Origin of the sequence: Paenibacillus riograndensis SBR5, assembly GCF_000981585.1 — a bacterium.
Classification (GTDB): domain Bacteria; phylum Bacillota; class Bacilli; order Paenibacillales; family Paenibacillaceae; genus Paenibacillus_AQ; species Paenibacillus_AQ riograndensis.
In genome coordinates, this window is the sequence record NZ_LN831776.1 from 2,634,093 (window position 1) to 2,653,092 (window position 19,000).

Here is a 19,000-nt window from a genome sequence, read left to right on the forward strand (position 1 = left end):
CACACATAGTTCTATTATAAAAAGTAGGGCAGAAGTGACTCGCATTGCCTATAACTGTTAATGTTCGTCAAACGCCTGCAAATGATTCCCTGAGGGCTGCAACGCTGATGTGTGCCAGCGAAGGGACAACAAGGTTGGCGGCTCCGAGTGTCTCGGGCGAGCCAATTCCTACGCTGCGCATGCCGGCGCGGATGGCGGCGGTGATGCCGGCTTCCGCATCCTCGAAGACGACGCATTGCCCGGGTTCAGTGTAGGTTGCTCTGGCTCCAAGGAGGAAAACCTCGGGATCGGGCTTGGCGGCGCTGGTATGCGTACCGTCGATGATAGCATCGAAATAAGGGGTGAGGCCGGTGTTGTTCAGGATCAGCATTGCATTTTTGCTCGCCGAGCCGAGAGCCGTTTTTATGCCTTGGGCACGGCATTCCTTGAGAAAATCCAGTGCACCCGGCAAAATTTCCGAGCTGTCCATCTTGGCGATGTATTCGACGTACCGGTTGTTTTTCTGCTCGGCTAGTTCGGCCTTGCGGGTTTCGTCTAGGGTTAGTCCGCCGATTTCCAGCAGAATGTTCAACGAAGCGGTCCGGCTGACACCTTTGAGCCGTTCATTGTCTTTCTCAGTGAAGACGAAGCCAAGCTGCTCCGCCAGCTCTCTCCAGGCGATGTAATGATATTTGGCGGTGTCGACGAGTACGCCGTCCAGATCGAACAAACAGGCTTTGATTTCTGACATATTGAACCTCCTAAAAGTTGTGTAAGCTCCGGCTCCCTGCTGCTGCATCGTACAATGCCTTTGCAAAAGGGGAAGAGTGGATCATACGAATTGTCATGATGATTAAGTGAAAAGGGGGGGAAACCCGCCAAACTAGCTGAAATCCTGCACAACGTACAACAATGAGCCTGCTGTCAGTGTTACGGAAAAGACTTTTTATGTAGCGCAAACGTTTGTACAAGTTTCGAAAAAATAAATGAAGCATCGGTTGCTTCATTTATTTTGTTCCCAAATCATTTTTTCACGGGTGAGTGCATGGATGACTCTCTGACGATCAAACGGTGGGGAATCACGAACCGGTTCGTGTATCCGTCATGGTTATCCGGCTTCTGGATACTCTGGATCAGCACCTGGGAAGCTGTGTAGCCAAGATGATAAATGCCGATATCGATACTGCTGATCGGTGGGCTGGACAATTCCGACAATGGAATGTTGTTAAAGCTGACGATTGCCAGATCCTCGGGAACTTTGTAGTTCAGCTCATTAAGCCCTCTCAGTACACCGAATGAAACCATATCATCGACTGCAACGAGTGCTGTGGGACGGTTCGGGAGATTCATGAAAAAAGACATCGCCCTGTAGCCGCTATCCTGCAGAAACTCGCCTTCGACAATCCATTCTGCCCGCATTTCCAGTCCGCTGTTTGCCATCGCTTTGCGGTAGCCTTCCAGCCGGTCGCGTGAAACGATGAGATTAGGCGGCCCGCTTACGAAGCCAATGCGTTCATGCCCCATGGAAATCAAGTGGTTGGTAGCATCGAAAGAAGCCATGATATTATCATTATCCACCGATAAAATATCCTCATAGCGGTCACTTCGCCCTACCAGAACAAAGGGATAGCCACCTGATTCCAGAAAATCAATCACGGCATCATCCTTGCGCGAATACAGCAGAATAACCCCGTCCACACGGCGCCCCTTGAGCAGCCGCGATACAGATTCCAGCTCTTCCTTCTCGTTCGCGCCGGAGCTGATCAGCACATCATAGCCGGAACGGCTGGACTGTGTAACGATCCCGCGGATTAATTCCATAAAAAATAAATTGGAGAACAGCTCTTCAGCCGGCTTCGGTAGAATGATGCAAATGCTGTTCGTGGTCTTCGAAACCAGGCTTTTGGCCATCATATTCGGAGTGTAGCCCATTTCCTCCATGATCTCTTTGACTTTACGGGAAGTTTCTAGGCTAATTCTGGGATGACCTGACAACACCCGGGATACAGTGGAGGGAGATACTCCCGCTTTCTTAGCCACATCCTTGATGGTAACTGTCATAGAAACCTCCTTATGGAACCGTTTGCTTTACTCTGTAATATTAATCGAAGTGCTGTAAATTGTAAATAGCTTTCGAATTGAGCGGACGCTGCGCACTGTTCGAAATGCAGGTTGACAACGTTCCAGATATTGGATTAGTATGGTGAACAGAATAGAAAAGCGCTTACATTTGTTGATTTTAGGCTGACATTCCGCATCAATCTCTGAATTTTATGAGACTGAGTGTGGCATACAGTTATTTGCAAACGTTTGCGCATGAAGATGTGAGCTACTGGTCAGTGCCGGTTTATTCTGATTAGTGGACAGTCCCGATTTTATTCTGACAGGAGGAGGAGAAACAAAGGGAGCAGGCTTGAGTGGCTTGAGGTCAAAATTCAATTATGGGGGTATCCGCAATAATGAAATGGGCATTATGGGGCAAGAAGGCATTCTCGGTTAGTATGATTGTGGTGCTTGTATGTTCCTATTTTTCTTTTTATCCAGGCAGCGTGGTGAATGCGGCAGCGTCCAAGGTAGTGCTTGTAGGCAGCCTTCAATCGGAATTATCCACGGAAGCTGAGCCTGCGGGGGACTGGGACCCTGCTGCCAGCGTAACTGAGATGACCTATGTGGACAATGGCCTGTACAAGTTCACGGGCAGATTGCCCGCCGGCGTCTATGAGTACAAGATCGCGCTGAATGGCAGCTGGGAGGAAAGCTACGGATACGGCAATTATACCAATTCCGCAGGGGTCAATAAGGACGGCAATATTCAGATATCGCTTGCTGCCGAGACCAGCGTCACCTTTTATTATAATGACCTCACGAAAAAAATTGCAGATTCCACGTACTACACACCGGTTGAGGCTGATAAGCTGCCCAGGCTGACCGGCACTCTGCAAACGGAGCTTGGCGATGCCCGGGATTCTTCTCCGGCTGATGCGAAAGCCACGTTGTCCGATCCGGATTTGGATGGAGTCTATGAACGGTCGGCTGAACTTCCCGCAGGGGAATATGCCTATAGAGTCTATGTTCCCGGAGATACACCAGATACGGATATGTTCTATCCTGGCGGGGAGCAGAAGCTGAACCTTCCTGCCGCTTCAAAAGTAACCTTTACGTATAACGCGCAGGATCACGGGGTGAAAGCCTCTTTTACCGTGCCGAATGCTCCAGGAGCAGCCGTTCCTGTACCGGAGGGGCAGCTGCGGATTCATTATAGCCGGACAGCCGGGGATTATGCCGGTCTAGGGCTGTGGATGTGGGATGATGTGGCTGCGCCATCTGCGGGCTGGCCGTCAGGTGCAACCCCTTTTCCTGAAGGGCAGACCGATGCTTATGGAGCTTATGTCGATGTGCCGCTGAAGGCGGGAGCGAAAAAAGTCTCGTTCCTCGTCGTCAACCGCAGTACGGAGGCCAAAGACGGAGGCAACAAACTGTTCATGATCAATACGCCGCAGACCAATGAGGTGTGGGTTAAGGAAGGCTCGGATACCGTGACGCCGTATGAACCGGTTGTATTGCCGGCCGATACGGTCCGGGTTCATTATGCGAGAGCAGACAGCAATTGGAGCCAGTACGGCTTGTGGCTGTGGGATGAGGTAGCCTCTGAACCGGTAACCTGGCCGGGTGATGCTCTTCCTTTTCTTGCGGAGCATACGGACGCTTACGGTGCCTATGTGGATGTTCCGCTTAAAACGGATGCCCAAAAAATAGGCTTTCTGGTGGTCAACCGCTCCAGCGGCGATAAAGACGGAGGCGACAAAACCTTCAGGCTGCTGGACCGCTACAATCAGCTGTGGATCAAACAGGGGGATGACCATGTATATGTATCCCCGTTTGGCGAGCAGCCCGTGAGCCTGGTGTCGGCGGAAATCCTCTCGACCCGCAAAATTCTGCTCACCTTCACATTAACCGACGGTCTGGATGCTGCCGGGTTAAAGTCCCTCATTACGGTAACGGACAAAGAGGGCACTCCGGTTCCAGTCAATGCCGCAGCGATAAAAAGCACGACTTCGGTTGAGGTGGACACAGCCGCTTTTGCGCTGGAGAAGGCTCCGCTGAGCGTAGCTTATTCCGGGAAAAATGTATCCGCTTCCGCAGGCTGGCGGATGATTGATGAAATGTACAATTACACCGGAGACGATCTGGGCGCCACCTATCACCCGGCGGACCAATCGGCTACTTTGAAGCTGTGGGCACCTATGGCCAGCAGTGTCGTTGCGAATGTGTACAGCAAGACAGATGCCGCGCAGCAGGTGGGCCAAGTAAGCCTGACTCTAGGCGATAAAGGCGTCTGGTCGGCAGAGCTGAAGCCGTCTGATCTGAGTAAGGCTGCTGCTGCAGAGGATGTGCGTGGCTACTACTATCAGTATGAGGTGACCAATAACGGTGTAACCAAGCCGGTGCTTGACCCCTATGCCAAGTCAATGGCTGTGTTCACCGTGGACTCTACGGGGGCGGCAGGACCGGACGGGGATACGGTCGGCAAGGCGGCTATCGTTGACCTGAGCGGCACGAACCCGCCGGACTACCGGGCCGGGGATATCCCCGGCTACGAGAAACGCGAGGATGCTGTTATTTATGAAGTCCATGTGCGGGATTTCACCTCTGACGTGTCGATTGAAAGCGAACTGGGCGGCGAGCGCTGGGGCTCGTATGCGGCTTTTGCGAAAAAGCTGGATTATATCAAATCCCTGGGCATCACCCACATTCAACTGATGCCGGTCATGGCCTGGTACAACGGGGACGAAACGCGGATGACCCACCGGGAGTCCGGCTATTCCACCCAAAACAATGAATACAACTGGGGGTATGATCCCCATAGTTATTTCTCGCCGGATGGCGCCTATTCGCAGCAGCCTGCTGATCCCGAAGAGCGGATCAAAGAGCTGAAGGGCCTGATTGATGCAGTCCATGAAGCGGGTATGGGTGTGATTCTGGATGTCGTCTATACCCATATGGCGAAGAAGGATTTTCTGGATGATATCGTACCGAATTACTACGCTTTTCAGGATGCGAACGGCAACTTTGTCGGCGGCTTCGGCAACAATCTGGCGACCAGCCACAAGATGGCCGAGAAGCTGATGGTGGATTCGGTCAAATACTGGTTCAGCGAATACAAAATCGACGGTATGCGCTGGGACATGATGGGCGATGCCACCTACGATGCCGTTCAGGCGGCTTATGATGCCGCTGAAGCCATCAATCCGAAGGCGCTGTTCATCGGGGAAGGCTGGAAAACCTTCGCCGGGGATGCCTCCGATCCGGCATTGGCCGGCAAAGGCGCAGATCAGGCATGGATGGACAAAACGGACAGCGTTGGCGTATTTTCCGATGAATTCCGCAATGAGCTGAAGTCCGGTTATGGCTCGGAAGGCGAGCCCCGGTTCATAACGGGCGGAGCGCGCTCTATCGCCGCGATTTTTAACAATATCACAGCCCGGCCTTCGAACATTCCGGCAGATGATCCGGGAGATGTTGTGCCGTACATCGAGGCCCATGACAATCTGACATTGCATGATGTCATTGCACAGACGATCAAGAAGGACCCGTCGATTCCTGCTAATGAGCTGGAAATTCAGCAGCGGATCCGGTTGGGCAATCTGCTGGAGATGACCTCCCAAGGCACGGCCTTCATACAGGCAGGCCAGGAGTATGGACGCACGAAGCAGTGGAAGGCAGCCGGAGTTCCGGAGCAGAAATATACGGAAATGAAGGATGCGAACGGACAGTCCTTTGGCTATTTTATCCATGATTCCTATGATTCGTCGGATGCGGTCAACATGTTCGACTGGGCCAAAGCGACGGACGAAGTGAATTACCCGGTTCAGAATACGACAAGGGCATACACCTCCGGGCTCATTCAGTTGAGAAAATCCACCGATGCCTTCCGGCTTGGCGATAAAAGTCTAGTGGATACGAATGTCAATCTGATCACAGCACCGGAAATCAAAGCAACCGATCTGGTGATCGGCTACAAAAATAAAGCGACTGACGGAACCGGACTTTACTATGTTTTCATGAACGGTGATGATGCTGCCAGAACTTTGACCCTTTCCGAGGATTTAACCGGAGGCCAGGTGCTTGTGGACAATGATCAGGCCGGAGTGACGGCGATTCCTGCGGAAAGCCAGAGCGGCTTCACGTTAACGTCAACTTCAATTACTCTGGACCCTCTTACTGCTGTGGTCATCCGCAAGGATGCCGCCGCCGCTGTTCTGGCTTCTCTGGGAACGGACAGCACGGGATATGCGCTGCAGGCCGGCAGTACGCATCAGACAGCTGTAACAGCCAAATACGATGACGGCAGCGCAAGAACGGTTACGAATGCAGCAGCCTATATATCGAGCAACCCGGCGGTTGCCGCGGTGACAAGCAAAGGACTGGTCAAAGGCGTGAAGCCGGGAACAGCCACAATAACAATCACATATGGCGGGCTCTCTGCCAAGGTGAACGTGGAAGTGACCAAAGAGCCGGTTGACACCAAACGGTATGTGCAAATTACCTACGTCCGTGACGACAAGGATTACGCCGACTGGAACCTCTGGGTGTGGAATACAGGTGTGAAGAACGATCAGATCGATTTCACCACCTTCAAGGATGGCAAGGCCAGTGTGTTGATTGAGGTGGCGCCGAATGCGACGAGTGTCGGTTTTGTCCTCCGCAAGGGCACGGACTGGAATACCGGCAAGCAGGATTATCCGGATGACCGGGTCATTCCGCTGACGGCGGGCGAAGCTTTTACCAAAGTGAATGTGACCAGCATGGTAAAAGAGCTTGATATCAAGCCGGTGATTAACGGTCCGGTGATGAAAGACGGAACGATTACGTTCCGGTACCGGGATGATGCGCTGTTCCGCACAGATCAACAGGAAACCATCAGCGGGGTCAAGGTTAAAGTGAACGGTAAAGAGTATCCGATGGCTTATGAGGCAGCGGAGGAATGGTTCAGCTATAAGCTGCAGGATGTGCAGGAAGGAACGTACAAATATAGTTTTCTTGTAACCAAAGACGGAGTGACCGAAGAGCTGACTGACCCGAAAAACACCGTGAACGGTGAATCCGTTGTAGTCTATCATATCCCTAAGGTGGCGATTACCGCGGAAGTTCAGCCGGAGGCCATCAATTCCAATGAGAATGCAGTGGTTACGGTAAAAGCTGCTTCAGAGGAACAGGTATCCTACGTGGATGGTTATATGGACCTGTCCGCTCTCGGCGGACCGGAAGCAGTGAAGCTGGATACAGAGCTCCTGCAGCAGACGGTTGCAGTGAAGAACAGCGTGCCGGCAGGCCTGAAAAGCATTCCAATTACCCTGCTGGATCAATATGGCAATACACACAAAGGGACTGCCCAGATTGAAGTGAAGGCGAGAACCTATACGGGCGGCCAGCTTGATTTTGATTGGGATGAAGCGCGGATCTACTTCGCTCTTACGGACCGGTTCAAGGATGGGGATGCCACGAACAATGCGGATGTTGATACAACCCACCCGGAAGCCTACCACGGCGGGGATTTCCGCGGGATGATCGATAGTCTGGATTATCTTCAGAAGCTGGGGATCAATACCCTGTGGATTACGCCGGTTGTGGACAATATCGATTTCAACAAAGGTGCCGATTTCGGCGGTACACAGTATGGCTACCATGGCTATTGGGCCAAAGATTTCACTCAGCTGGATGAGCATCTGGGCGATATGGCAACCTTCAAAGAGCTGATCGAAAAGGCCCACGATAAAGGCATCAAGATCATGGTGGATGTTGTGCTGAATCACGCGGGATACGGCCTGAAGGCCGAAGACAACTATCCGGGGGTTACGGCTGAGGATAAGGCGCGTTTTGACGGTATGCTCCGCAAGGATGGCGTATCCGCTGATACGGACCCGATCAAGGGTGAGCTGGCAGGCCTGCCCGATTTCAAAACCGAAGATCCGGCGGTCCGCCAGACCCTTATCGGCTGGCAAACCGGCTGGCTGGACAACGCACGGACGGAGCGCGGAGACACGATTGACTATTTCCGTGTGGACACCGTGAAGCATGTGGACAGCACAACCTGGAAAGCGTTCAAAAATGCGCTGACCGCCATCGATCCAGCCTTCAAGCTGACCGGTGAATATTTTGGCGGCACGCTGGACAATGACGGCGGCAACCTGCACTCCGGCCAGATGGACGGTCTGCTGGATTTCGGCTTCAAGAACGCCGCGAAGGATTTTACAGACGGCAAAATCTCGGCTGTGGATACGTATCTGCAACACCGGGAAGCCCAAATGGACAATACCGGGATGATGGCCCAATTCCTGAGCAGCCATGACGAAAACGGCTTCCTGTCTAATTATGTGGATGGAGACAAGAGCAAGCTGAAGATTGCTGCCGCCCTGCAAATTACGGCAAAGGGACAGCCGGTCATTTACTATGGGGAAGAACTGGGACGTTCCGGTGCGAATTCCGGGGACTTGTCCAAAGGAGAGTTCAGCGAGAACCGCGGGGATATGCCATGGGATCAGCTGAGTGCGGAACAGGGACTTCACGATCACTATCAGAAGCTGCTGAATATCCGTGCCAAGTATTCACAAATTTATTCCAAAGGTATCCGTACCAAGCTGGCAGGCTCTGATGAGCTGGGGTATCTGGCTTTTGACAAGCAGTATGACGGAGCAAACATTGTAACGGCTATCAATACAAAGGCTGAGGCGGTATCCGTAAGCCTTCCGGTTCCTTTTGCCGCACAGGCTGCCGTTGTGGATGAATACAGCGGCAAAACCTATACGGTATCCGGGGATCAGAAAGTGAGGGTTGAGCTGCCGGGCAGGGGTGACGGGGGAACGGTTATACTGGCTGTTGTGCCGAAGGTGACGCCTACGCCAACACCAACTGCAACAGCGTCGCCGACGCCAACAGCAACGCCAACACCAACGCCAACAGCAACGCCAACACCAACGCCAGAACCTGGAAATGGGTCTGGTTGGAATCCGGTGGTTACGGCAACGGCCACCCCCGCCGCTGATACACAGCTTATAAACGGGGACAGTCTGAAGAACGGCAAGGATGGCAAAGTCACAGTGGAGCTCGCCTCAGGCAAGCAAGCGGCGCTTCTTCCGCTTCAGGCTGCGGCCATGCTGGGGACAAATGATCTGGTGCTTACAATGAGCGGTCTTTCCATAACGCTGCCTGTCCAGGTTCTCCGCACAGTTCAAGGAACCTTAACTGGAGCGGATGCAGAAGGCGCGCAGATTCTATTGGGTGCAGCACCGCTTGCAAGCAATGCGGCGAGCGCTCTGGTTGCGGGGCTTAGCAAGGATAATATGTCGGTAACTGCGGCATCGGAGCTCTATGAGTTCAGACTTGAAGTTATCCGCAAGGATGGTAAGAGGGTCCCGGTGACCTCGTTCGCAGAACCGGTCAAGCTGGCCTTCCAGCTTAAAGGGAATCCCGACAAGGCACTGCTTGGTGTCTACTATTTGGGGGACAACAGTTCACTGCAATATGCTGGGGGATCGCAGCAAGGGGATATCATTACAGCCGGAGTAACACATTTCAGCACATATGCAGCGCTTGTGATCAATAAAGCCTATTCAGATGTACCGGCCGCCTATTGGGCAGAAACAGCGATTAAGTCACTTAGCGCGAAGCAGGTGATTACAGGGGTTACGGCTTCCGAGTTCAAGCCCGGGAACCCCGTCACCCGTGCGGAATTCACCGCTCTGCTTGTGCGCGCGCTTAGCCTTCAGACTGAAGGGCAGGCTGCATCGCAGGATGTGAGGGCGGGAGAGCAGAGCGGATTCACGGATGTGAAGGCGGGAGAGCAGAATGGATTCACGGATGTGAAGGAAGATGCCTGGTATGCTTCCTATGTGTCGGCTGCAGTCCGTCAGGGGGTTGTGACTGGACGCAGCAATGGCTTGTTCGCACCGGATGCTGTGATCAGCCGTGAGGAGATGGCTGTTATGATTATCCGGGCGCTGGAGTTGAAGCAAGGCAAGAAGCTCGAACCGGCCAATGGCGGATTGCGGTTTGCCGATGCTTCCAGCATCAGCTCTTGGGCTGCCGAATATGTGAGTGCCGCAGCAGAGCAGGGGCTCCTGCAGGGCAGAGCAGCCAACAAGTTCGCACCGGAAGCTTGGATGACCCGGGCTGAAGCTGCCCAGGTGATCTATAGATTGCTTGGAAAGTAAAGTAAAATAGCAAAATAAAGCAACAGGAGTGGATTAGCAGTGGATCAACAGAGTATAGTAGCACAGTAAAGCAACATGGACGGATTAGCAAAGTAAATAAATAAAACCCAAAGGGCACTCTTCGCCGGGAAGAGTGCCCTTTGGTGTTGGAAGATATGTCCTGCACATCTCTCGTTGAGAGTCTCATTACGTTAAGTGGAAAAAGTGAAACTAATTAGCTGAAAATCCCGCCGCAACAAGGTTTAGTGGGATTTTGTCCACCTAATTCAAGACAATTCACCTCAATTGGCTGGTTACGGCCGAATTAGTGGTACTTTTTCCCACTAACCCAGCTCCAGAAGGCCAGACGAGTCGATTAGATGTACTTTTTCCCACTAACCCAGCTCCGGAAGTCCAGACGTGCCGAATTAGATGTACTTTTTCCCACTAACCCAGCACCTACAGCAGCGCTTTAAGCACCGCATAGCCGTAGGCGGGCAGCTTGATGGAGAGCTTGCTGCGCTCGGCGCGCAGGGTGTCGCCGGTGAACAGGTTCTCCCAGTTGCGGTCCTCTACATCGAGGGAGAAGGTTTGCGCCGTTTCCTCTGTGTTGACAAGCACCAGGATGAGGTTATCGCCCAGACGGCGTTCGTAGGCGAGCTTGCTTCCCTGCGGCCCGGCTTCCAGGAAGGTGAAGGTGCCGGTGCGGAGCTCCGGATGGCTGCTGCGGATTTCAATCAGCTTGCGGTAAAAGCTGAACAGGTCCAGATCCTGATGTTCCGGGTTCCATTCCATGCATTTGCGGCAGCCCGGGTCGCCTTCGCCGTCCATGCCGATCTCGTCGCCGTAATAAATGCAAGGCGTGCCCATGAAGGTGAACTGGAACAATGCGGCGAGCTTTTGCTTATTTTTGTCCCCTCCGGCCAGAGTCAAAAGACGCGGCGTATCATGGCTGTCCAGCAGGTTGAAGGCTACTTCGCTGGCTTGCAGCGGGTAGCGGGAAAGCTGTTTGCCAATAGCGTTGGCGAAGCCTTCGGCATCCAGTGTGCCATAGACAAAAAAGTCGAGCACGGCGTCGGTGAAGGGATAATTCATGACCGCATCGAATTTGTCGCCTTCCAGCCAAGGTGAGGATTCATGCCAGATTTCGCCCAGGATATAGGCATCCGGATTCGCCCGTTTGACAACCTTGCGGAAATCACGCCAGAACTCAAAATCCACCTCGTTGGCAACATCGAGCCGCCAGCCGTCAATGCCTACCTCGGTGATCCAGTATTCCGCGACCTTCAGCAAATATTCTTTTACCGCGGGATTCTCGGTGTTCAGCTTCGGCATTAGGGGTTCGAATGCAAAAGCATCATAAGTCGGTATATTATCCACTACCTGCAGCGGAAACTCACGGACATGGAACCAGTCTTTGAAGGGGGAAGCTTCGCCCTTTTCGAGAACGTCCACAAACGGGGCAAAGGTTCGGCCCGAATGGTTGAACACCGCATCCAGCAGCACGCGGATTCCGCGTTCGTGGCAGGCGGCGACCAGTTTTTTCAGTGTCTCTACATCACCAAAATGAGGATCGACTGACATATAGTCTTCCGTATCATATTTATGGTTCGTGGTGGCGGTGAAGATCGGGGTGAAGTAAATGCCGGTTATACCGAGCTCGCTTAAATGATCCAGATGGTCAATGACCCCTTGCAGGTCGCCCCCGAAAAAGTTCTCCGGTGTAGGCGTTTCACCCCAAGGCTGCACATCAGCAGGATTCCGGCTGGGATCGCCGTTGGCAAACCGTTCGGGGAAAATCTGGTAAAAAACAGCATCCTTCACCCAAGCGGGTGGAGTAAAAACGTCACCACGGTTTATGTACGGGAATTCAAACAGCCGGTTGGGATTCGCCGGACGCTCAGTCACAAACTCGCTTTCTGTCATCCAGATGCGCTCATGCCCTTTTTGCAGCAGAAATCCGTATTTCAGCCGCCGGTACGGGGGCACCGAAGAACACTCCCAATAATCGAACATAGCATCCGAGGTGAACAGCGTCATCGGGATCAGCTCTTTGGTAGCGTCCCATGCATATTTATCGCCGGCCCAGGCGAAGACCTCGGTTAAATCCCCTTTTTTGGCGCGCAGGCGCAGATGAATCGTCTCGTGATCATAGGCATAGGACCAGTTTAACCGCGGGCGGTGGTAGACAGCTTCCAGTAACATTGAATAATTCCTCCTAAAAGTTTTGTTTCCTTGACCAGCATTGTGCAAAATGGACTTCGGCAGCAAACGCCTAAGGTTGGTAAGCATAAGCAGCCGGAACAGCATCCGGGCAAACGGGTTTCGGCAGCACCGGCGGCAGAGGCGGGTGTACCTTCTATGCTCTTTTGCATATTAGATATGCCTTAGCTGCACTGACAGGCGCATCTCAGTCCACAGCAAAAAAAGGTACAACTGACGGCGGTAGCTTGTCCGAGGTTGTACCTTTTTTGAAGTTACATTGCCTTCTAGTTGTTTGCAGGAATGTCTGTCCGGCAGATGAGGCTGCTTATAATGTTTTGGATTATAGCATGGAATAATTAAGGGTTCAACACTTTAGTTCAAACCATTGCACAAAATTTTAGGAGGGAGGAAAGCGGTTTCCTTTAAGGATAAATAAGCAATAAAATATAATAAAATCCATTAAAATACAATAAAAGGGTGAAAATTGACCTTTCCGTGGAGTTGCAGAAATGATTTGCCGTAAATCAGTAAGAATAGGAGCTTCCTTTTGAAAAAGGGAGGAAAACCGGTTTCCCTTCAGTTAAATGGGCGAATATGCCTAAATACACTGTGTGCAAACGTTTTTACAATTTTCATTACTGTTGTATTATGAAATAGAGTAATGAAGCGCTTTCCGGAACTTGCCAAAGCATATTATAGACGGGGCACAAATAAATACATACATTTTTTTTGAAACCCCTGAAATCGTTTGCGCAAGATCTGGGCAACATTGTAAGCGTCATGCAAGATACACACAAATTTAGGAGGGGTTAAGTCAATGGAATTGAAAAAGCTCATGGTTCTCACCGCGGCATTCTCTATGGCAGTGTCCATTACAGCGTGCAGCTCTAACAACAACGGCAATAACGGGGAAAATGCTGCGGCAACCACAGCGCCAGCAGATAATGCAACAGCAACTGATGCTGCGAACAGCGGCAACGCTACGGCAGCAGGCGATATTAAACCGGAAGAGGGCGCATCGCTGCTCGTATGGGAAAGTAAAGAAGAGAGAGTTTTTGCCGAAGAAATCGCCAAGCAATTCACAGCAAAATATAACGTCCCAGTGAAAATTGAAGAGGTGGCACCACCGGATCAGGTAGGTAAACTTACGCAGGATGGTCCGTCCGGCCTGGCTGCTGACGTTGTGCTGATCCCGCATGACAATCTGGGCAAAGCCGCAAGCGCGAGCCTGCTGCTTCCAAACGATATTTTTGCCGAGCAGACCAAAGCTGCCAACACTGAAGCTTCCATCGTGGGCTCCTCCTACGACGGCGAGCTGTACGGATATCCAAGAGCGGCAGAAACCTATGCCCTCTACTACAACAAATCACTGGTCAAAGAAGCGCCTAAAACCTTCGACGACGTAATTGCCTTCGGCAAAACGTTCACAGACAAAGCCAAAAACAAATATGGAATTATGTGGGAAGTCGGCAACATGTACTTTGGCTATCCCTTCATTGCCACTACGGGCGGCTATCTGTTCGGTAAAGACGGCACAGACAAAGACGATATCGGCCTGAACAATGAAGGTGCGATTGAAGGGCTGAAAACTTTCGTCAAATTGAAGGAAGTACTGCCAATCAAGAGCGGTGATATCAATAGTGACATTAAGCGCAGCTTGTTCAGCTCGGGCGATGTTGCTATGGATATGACAGGTCCTTGGGAGCTTGCAGCCTACAAGCAAGCGCTTGGCGATAAGCTGGGGGTTGCTCCAGTACCTACGGTCGACGGCAAAACAGCAATTACGTTCTCCGGTATCAAAATTTTCGCTGTTAACGCCTATACACAATATCCGAATGCAGCGAAGCTGTATGCTGAATTTGCTTCAAGCAAGGAGTCCCAGCTTGAGCTCAATAAACTGGTTGGTTCGATTCCAACCAATAACGAAGCACTGAAGGATCCGCAAATTACGGGTGATCCGTATATCTCCGCTTTTGCTGAGCAGGCCAAAAACTCCCAGCCAATGCCGTCCATTCCTGAAATGGGCAATGTATGGAGCCCTGTGAACGCAGCGCTTCCGGAAATCTGGGATAACAATGCAGATCCTAAAGCGGCTATGGACAAAGCAGTACAGCAAATTAAAGACCTCAATAACGGTGCAGCTGCGAAGTAACAGCAGTTTTTCAACAGCAAAACAATAGCACACAGTGGAATTCACTCGCCCGCCGCTCATGGTAGCGGCGGGCGGTTTCCTGAATTCCGCGCGGAGAGGAGAACGGAAGGGAAATGCAGCGACACCGTACGAGAGCCGCAATACTGTCGACCATTTTTATGGGATTGGGACAAATATATAACCGCCAATTCATTAAAGGGCTTATTTTTATAGCCGTAGAGGCTGGAGCTCTGGTCTATTTCATTGCTAATTTGGGAGAGGCCTTCTGGGGAATTACTACACTCGGAGATTCACCAAGCCATCTGGAAAAGGTAAAAGGGATCGCCAAAATGGTGCCCGGAGACCATTCCATCGTTATTCTGATTCAAAGCTTGATCACTTTAATGTTTTTTGTGTTATTCCTGATTGCCTGGTATATGAATATTAGGGATGCCCATAAAACCGGAGAAGAACGCGAAACCGGTCGTCCTTCGAATACATTCAAACAGTCTGTACGCTACATTTTGGATTATAAATTTGCCCAGAGCTTTTTGCTGCTTCCGGGAATCGGTATTTTGTTCTTCACCATCATGCCGATTATTTTTATGATCATGCTGGCCTTTACGAACTACGCCGCTCCGGATCACATCCCGCCGGCGAAGCTGGTGGACTGGGTAGGTTTTGAAACCTTCCGCAATCTGCTGGTCCTTAAATCCTGGAGCCATACCTTTTACGGGGTACTTACCTGGACGATCATCTGGGCGGTTTTATCCACGATAACTACTTATTTCGGAGGGATGCTCGTTGCCCTGCTGATCAACCAAAAAGGTATCCGCTTCAAGGGTCTGTGGAGACTGATTCTGATTGTGCCGTATGCCATTCCGCAGATGATTTCACTGCTGCTGATGCGCAACCTGTTCAACGGGCAATTCGGCCCGATCAACCAGTATCTCGGGTATTTCGGGCTGGGGGGTCTGCCTTGGCTGACCGATCCGTTCTGGGCTAAGGTTACCGTTATTATGGTTAACATGTGGGTAGGTATTCCGGTATCCATGCTGCTGATTATGGGTGTGCTGACTACAATCCCGCGTGATATGTACGAAGCAGCCGAAGTGGACGGGGCTACCAATTATCAAAAGTTCCGCATTGTTACACTTCCAATGATCTTGTTCTCTACTGCACCTACACTGATTATGCAATTTGCCGGCAATATCAATAACTTTAATGCGATCTACCTGCTGACTCAGGGGAATCCGGTCAACGGGAATTACCAGTATGCCGGATCAACGGATCTGCTGGTAACGTGGCTGTACAAGCTGACGCTGGATCAGAACAAAAATAATATGGCTTCCGCGATAGGGATTATACTCTTCATTATTGTCGCCGGGTTCTCCCTGTACAATTACCGCCGGACCAAGTCATTCCAAGAGGAGGATATGATTCAATGATCATCGGACGCAAGCTTGCGAACTTTTTTCGCCTCGGCTTTAGTTACATTATTCTGATTGCGCTCGCGGTTGCTGCGATCTATCCGGCGCTCTGGATTCTTTTGTCATCCTTCCGGCCGGGCAAATCATTGTACAGCAAGACGCTGATTCCTGAACACTTCACTCTGGACCACTATAAGGAACTGTTCACTTCACCGGTGTACATGTTCGGAACCTGGTATGCGAATACACTTAAGATCGCCGTATTCTCTATGCTGATCGGTGTGGTGCTGACCCTGCTGACCAGTTACGCGCTATCCAGATTCCGCTTCAAAACCCGCAAGACTACCATGTCGGTGCTGCTCATTCTCGGGATGTTCCCGGGCTTCATGAGTATGATTGCGATCTATTTGCTGCTCAAGGAGTTCAACCTGCTGGATACCCATCTGGCCCTGATTATCGTCTACGCGGCAGGAGCGCCGCTGGGCGGGACACTGATTGCCAAGGGTTTTCTGGATACCGTCCCGCGTTCACTGGATGAAGCGGCGCGGATTGACGGAGCCAGCAACTTCGGGATCTTTGCCCGGATTATCCTTCCGCTCTCCCGGCCGATGATTACCTATATGGCGCTTACTCAATTTGTCGGCCCATGGGTGGATTTCATCTTTGCCAAGCTGATTTTGCGGACCAAGGATAACTGGACGGTCGCCGTCGGGATGTGGGATATGGTGAATACCATGCAGAATTCCAATTTCACCTTGTTCGCAGCGGGAGCTGTGCTGATTTCCGTACCGATTATGATTCTGTTCGCTTTCCTGCAGCGGCTGCTCGTGGACGGTTTGACTGCGGGCGCCAGCAAAGGATAGTTGTTTTGCCTGCTTTATGAATTGCCGAAACACAGGGTACAGCCTTTATGTTGTCTATTAAGGGCTGTACCTTTATTTTGTCATGAGGAGAGAGTAAGTAATGAAACAGCCGCGTAACTCGCGATTTAGATCGGTAGGCATGAAGCTGTTCGTCATTTTGTTCTGTACCATTGTGCTGCTGTCCTCTGTCCTGGGCCTGACCTCCTACTATGCCGCCAAAGGCATTATCACGGATCAGGTGGCTGCAGCTTCCTCCCAGTCTATAGTGCAGGCAGCAGACAAGCTGGACTTTTTATTTGCCGAGTACGAAGCGCTCTCCCGGCAGTTTGCTGTGGATTCCATTCTAAAAGCAGATATGGAAACGGTGAGCCGCCCCGGAGCCGCAACCGTCGCCAAAGTGGAGGCTGAGGACCGCATCCGCCGCAAGCTGGACTCGGTAAAAGGCTCCGACGAACGGCTCCTGGGCATCCGGCTGGTGTCGAAAAGCCTGGTGGATGCCGAGTCTTACAAGTCGACGGGCATCAGCTCTGTCCGCAGCGCTGAAGGCATCCAGGCAAGAGTGAAGCAGCTTGATGCAGCCAAGGGCAATCCCGTCTGGTTCCCGGTACGGGCCAAAGGCTTCTTCGATATGTATGACCAATCCTCGCTGACGATGGGCCGTTTGCTGCGGAATATGCAGCATCCTGAAGCGGAGTACTACATGCTGATCGAGATCAAGGGCCAAGCGCTTACGGATATCCTTTCCAATCTGCATATTGGGCTTACGGGAGAAATCCGGATTCTGGACCCGGACGGAAACATTGTATATGGCGCGGATAACAAGCTGCTCGGTGAGCCGTCATACATCCATCCGGCAGCAGAGCCGGCAGAAGGACAACAGCAGTCATTTACCGCCAGTAATGAGCAGGGCACCTCTCAGCTTGTGGTCTATCAGCCGCTGGATACGGCCAAGTGGACACTGATGGGGTATGCCCCGGTCAGTGATTTCACGAAATCAGCCGACCGTCTGCTCTACATAACGCTGTCTGTGGTCCTCGCGGCGGCAGTAATTGCACTGGTTATCGGCTACGTTCTGGTGCGGCTGATCGGCCGTCCGCTGGGCAAGCTCGCCGGGCTGATGGAGGAAGGGGAGCAGGGCAATCTTCAGGTGCGCACCCATTTCAAAGGCCAGGATGAGATTGGGCGGCTGGGGCACAGCTTCAACAAGATGATGGAGCAGATTTCGCTGCTGGCAGGACAGAGCAACCGGTCAGCTGCCCAGGTACTGGCTACTTCGGAGCAGCTGGTAAATGCATCCAGCATCACCTCTACCCATGCTAGAGAGGTGGCGGCAGCTACGGGAGAAATAGCCCATGGCGCTGCCAGTCTGGCTCTGGAAGCAGAGAGCAGCAACCGCAACGTGGAAAGGATGAACCTCCAGATCACGGAGGTGAAGGAGATCAACAGCGCCATGGATGCTTCGGCAGAGAAGGTGATCACGGTCAGTGACCAGGGAGCAGAGCTGATGAAGACCCTGGTGGCCCAGAGTGAATCAACCGTGCAGATGATGGAATTGATTCAGGAGAATTCCATGAAGCTGCGCGAGAGCGCCCATTTGATCCGCAGCATCCTGACCCCGATGATTGCCGTGAACAAGCAGACGAATATTCTGGCGCTTAATGCTTCCATAGAAGCGGTTAGAGCCGGGGCGGCCGGAAGAGGTTTTGCCGTGATCGCAAACGAAATCAGAGGGCTGGCTGACGAGTCCAACCAATCGATTGCGATGGTATCGAAGATTACTGAAGAGATCAGCAGCCGGATTGAAAATACGGTCCAGGTGGTAGGCGATACGGCTCCGCTCTTCCGGGAGCAGATTTCCTCCGTACGGGAATCTTCCAGTATTTTTGAAGGGGTCCGTGCGGAGATGGAGCAATTCATCGGCTATTTGAATGAGTCTTCGGCGTCCATCACGGAGCTGATGGAGTACCAGCACCAGTTGGGCGAATCCATGGCCAGTGTCCATGCGGTTGTGCAGCAGACCAGTGCTTCCACCGAAGAAGTTGCTTCTATGTCCTCGCAGCAGTTCACGGTAAGCGAGGAACTGGTTGCGCTGTCCGGCAAGCTGGAGAAGCTTGCAGAGGAATTGAAGCAGTCGCTGGTTTCCTTTCACGGCTAGGCCGGATAAGCCGCAGTGCTGCGTAGATAAATCCTATAAGATTTTGT

8 protein-coding genes are annotated in these 19,000 nt (G+C 52.0%); 5 read left to right on the forward strand and 3 right to left on the reverse strand.

Going from position 1 to position 19,000, the window contains the following annotated elements; translation table 11 throughout:
* Positions 1-67: 67 nt before the first annotated feature.
* Entirely contained in the window at positions 68-730 is a 663-nt protein-coding gene (gene pgmB / locus PRIO_RS10620) for a beta-phosphoglucomutase (protein ID WP_039834632.1), read from the reverse strand.
* Between the two features lie 272 nt (positions 731-1,002).
* Positions 1,003-2,040 (reverse strand): LacI family DNA-binding transcriptional regulator, encoded by a 1,038-nt coding sequence (locus tag PRIO_RS10625; protein WP_020428207.1) that lies wholly within the window; start codon positions 2,038-2,040, stop codon positions 1,003-1,005.
* A gap of 398 nt (positions 2,041-2,438) precedes the next feature.
* On the opposite strand from PRIO_RS10625, the gene PRIO_RS10630 reads away from it, so the two are divergent.
* The gene (locus tag PRIO_RS10630) at positions 2,439-10,190 is read left to right on the forward strand and encodes a pullulanase (RefSeq protein WP_046502253.1); all 7,752 of its coding nucleotides are present in this window, start codon (positions 2,439-2,441) and stop codon (positions 10,188-10,190) included.
* Positions 10,191-10,628: 438 nt separating this feature from the next.
* Here the strand turns inward: PRIO_RS10630 and PRIO_RS10635 are convergent, their stop codons facing one another.
* Positions 10,629-12,374: an alpha-glycosidase gene (locus PRIO_RS10635; RefSeq protein WP_020428210.1), complete on the reverse strand. Its 1,746-nt coding sequence runs from the start codon at positions 12,372-12,374 to the stop codon at positions 10,629-10,631.
* A gap of 817 nt (positions 12,375-13,191) precedes the next feature.
* Here PRIO_RS10635 and PRIO_RS10640 point away from each other — a divergent pair.
* The 4 genes from PRIO_RS10640 to PRIO_RS10655 all read left to right on the forward strand — a co-directional run bounded on the left by PRIO_RS10640 (position 13,192) and on the right by PRIO_RS10655 (position 18,953).
* Positions 13,192-14,526, forward strand: a complete 1,335-nt coding sequence (locus PRIO_RS10640; protein ID WP_020428211.1) for a sugar ABC transporter substrate-binding protein — start codon at positions 13,192-13,194, stop codon at positions 14,524-14,526.
* 113 nt (positions 14,527-14,639) lie between these two features.
* Complete coding sequence (locus tag PRIO_RS10645) at positions 14,640-15,953, forward strand: sugar ABC transporter permease (protein WP_020428212.1); 1,314 nt, start codon at positions 14,640-14,642, stop codon at positions 15,951-15,953.
* Positions 15,950-16,798: a sugar ABC transporter permease gene (locus PRIO_RS10650; protein WP_020428213.1), complete on the forward strand. Its 849-nt coding sequence runs from the start codon at positions 15,950-15,952 to the stop codon at positions 16,796-16,798. The genes PRIO_RS10645 and PRIO_RS10650 overlap by 4 nt, the downstream gene beginning before the upstream one ends.
* A gap of 100 nt (positions 16,799-16,898) precedes the next feature.
* Positions 16,899-18,953 (forward strand): methyl-accepting chemotaxis protein, encoded by a 2,055-nt coding sequence (locus PRIO_RS10655; protein WP_020428214.1) that lies wholly within the window; start codon positions 16,899-16,901, stop codon positions 18,951-18,953.
* Positions 18,954-19,000 lie beyond the last annotated feature (47 nt).

Excerpts from the sequence above, each read along its gene's own strand:
- pgmB (WP_039834632.1), bottom strand. The coding sequence starts at position 730 with ATGTCAGAAATCAAAGCCTGTTTGTTCGATCTGGACGGCGTACTCGTC.
- PRIO_RS10625 (WP_020428207.1), bottom strand. The coding sequence starts at position 2,040 with ATGACAGTTACCATCAAGGATGTGGCTAAGAAAGCGGGAGTATCTCCC.
- PRIO_RS10630 (WP_046502253.1), top strand. The coding sequence starts at position 2,439 with ATGAAATGGGCATTATGGGGCAAGAAGGCATTCTCGGTTAGTATGATT.
- PRIO_RS10635 (WP_020428210.1), bottom strand. The coding sequence starts at position 12,374 with ATGTTACTGGAAGCTGTCTACCACCGCCCGCGGTTAAACTGGTCCTAT.
- PRIO_RS10640 (WP_020428211.1), top strand. The coding sequence starts at position 13,192 with ATGGAATTGAAAAAGCTCATGGTTCTCACCGCGGCATTCTCTATGGCA.
- PRIO_RS10645 (WP_020428212.1), top strand. The coding sequence starts at position 14,640 with ATGCAGCGACACCGTACGAGAGCCGCAATACTGTCGACCATTTTTATG.
- PRIO_RS10650 (WP_020428213.1), top strand. The coding sequence starts at position 15,950 with ATGATCATCGGACGCAAGCTTGCGAACTTTTTTCGCCTCGGCTTTAGT.
- PRIO_RS10655 (WP_020428214.1), top strand. The coding sequence starts at position 16,899 with ATGAAACAGCCGCGTAACTCGCGATTTAGATCGGTAGGCATGAAGCTG.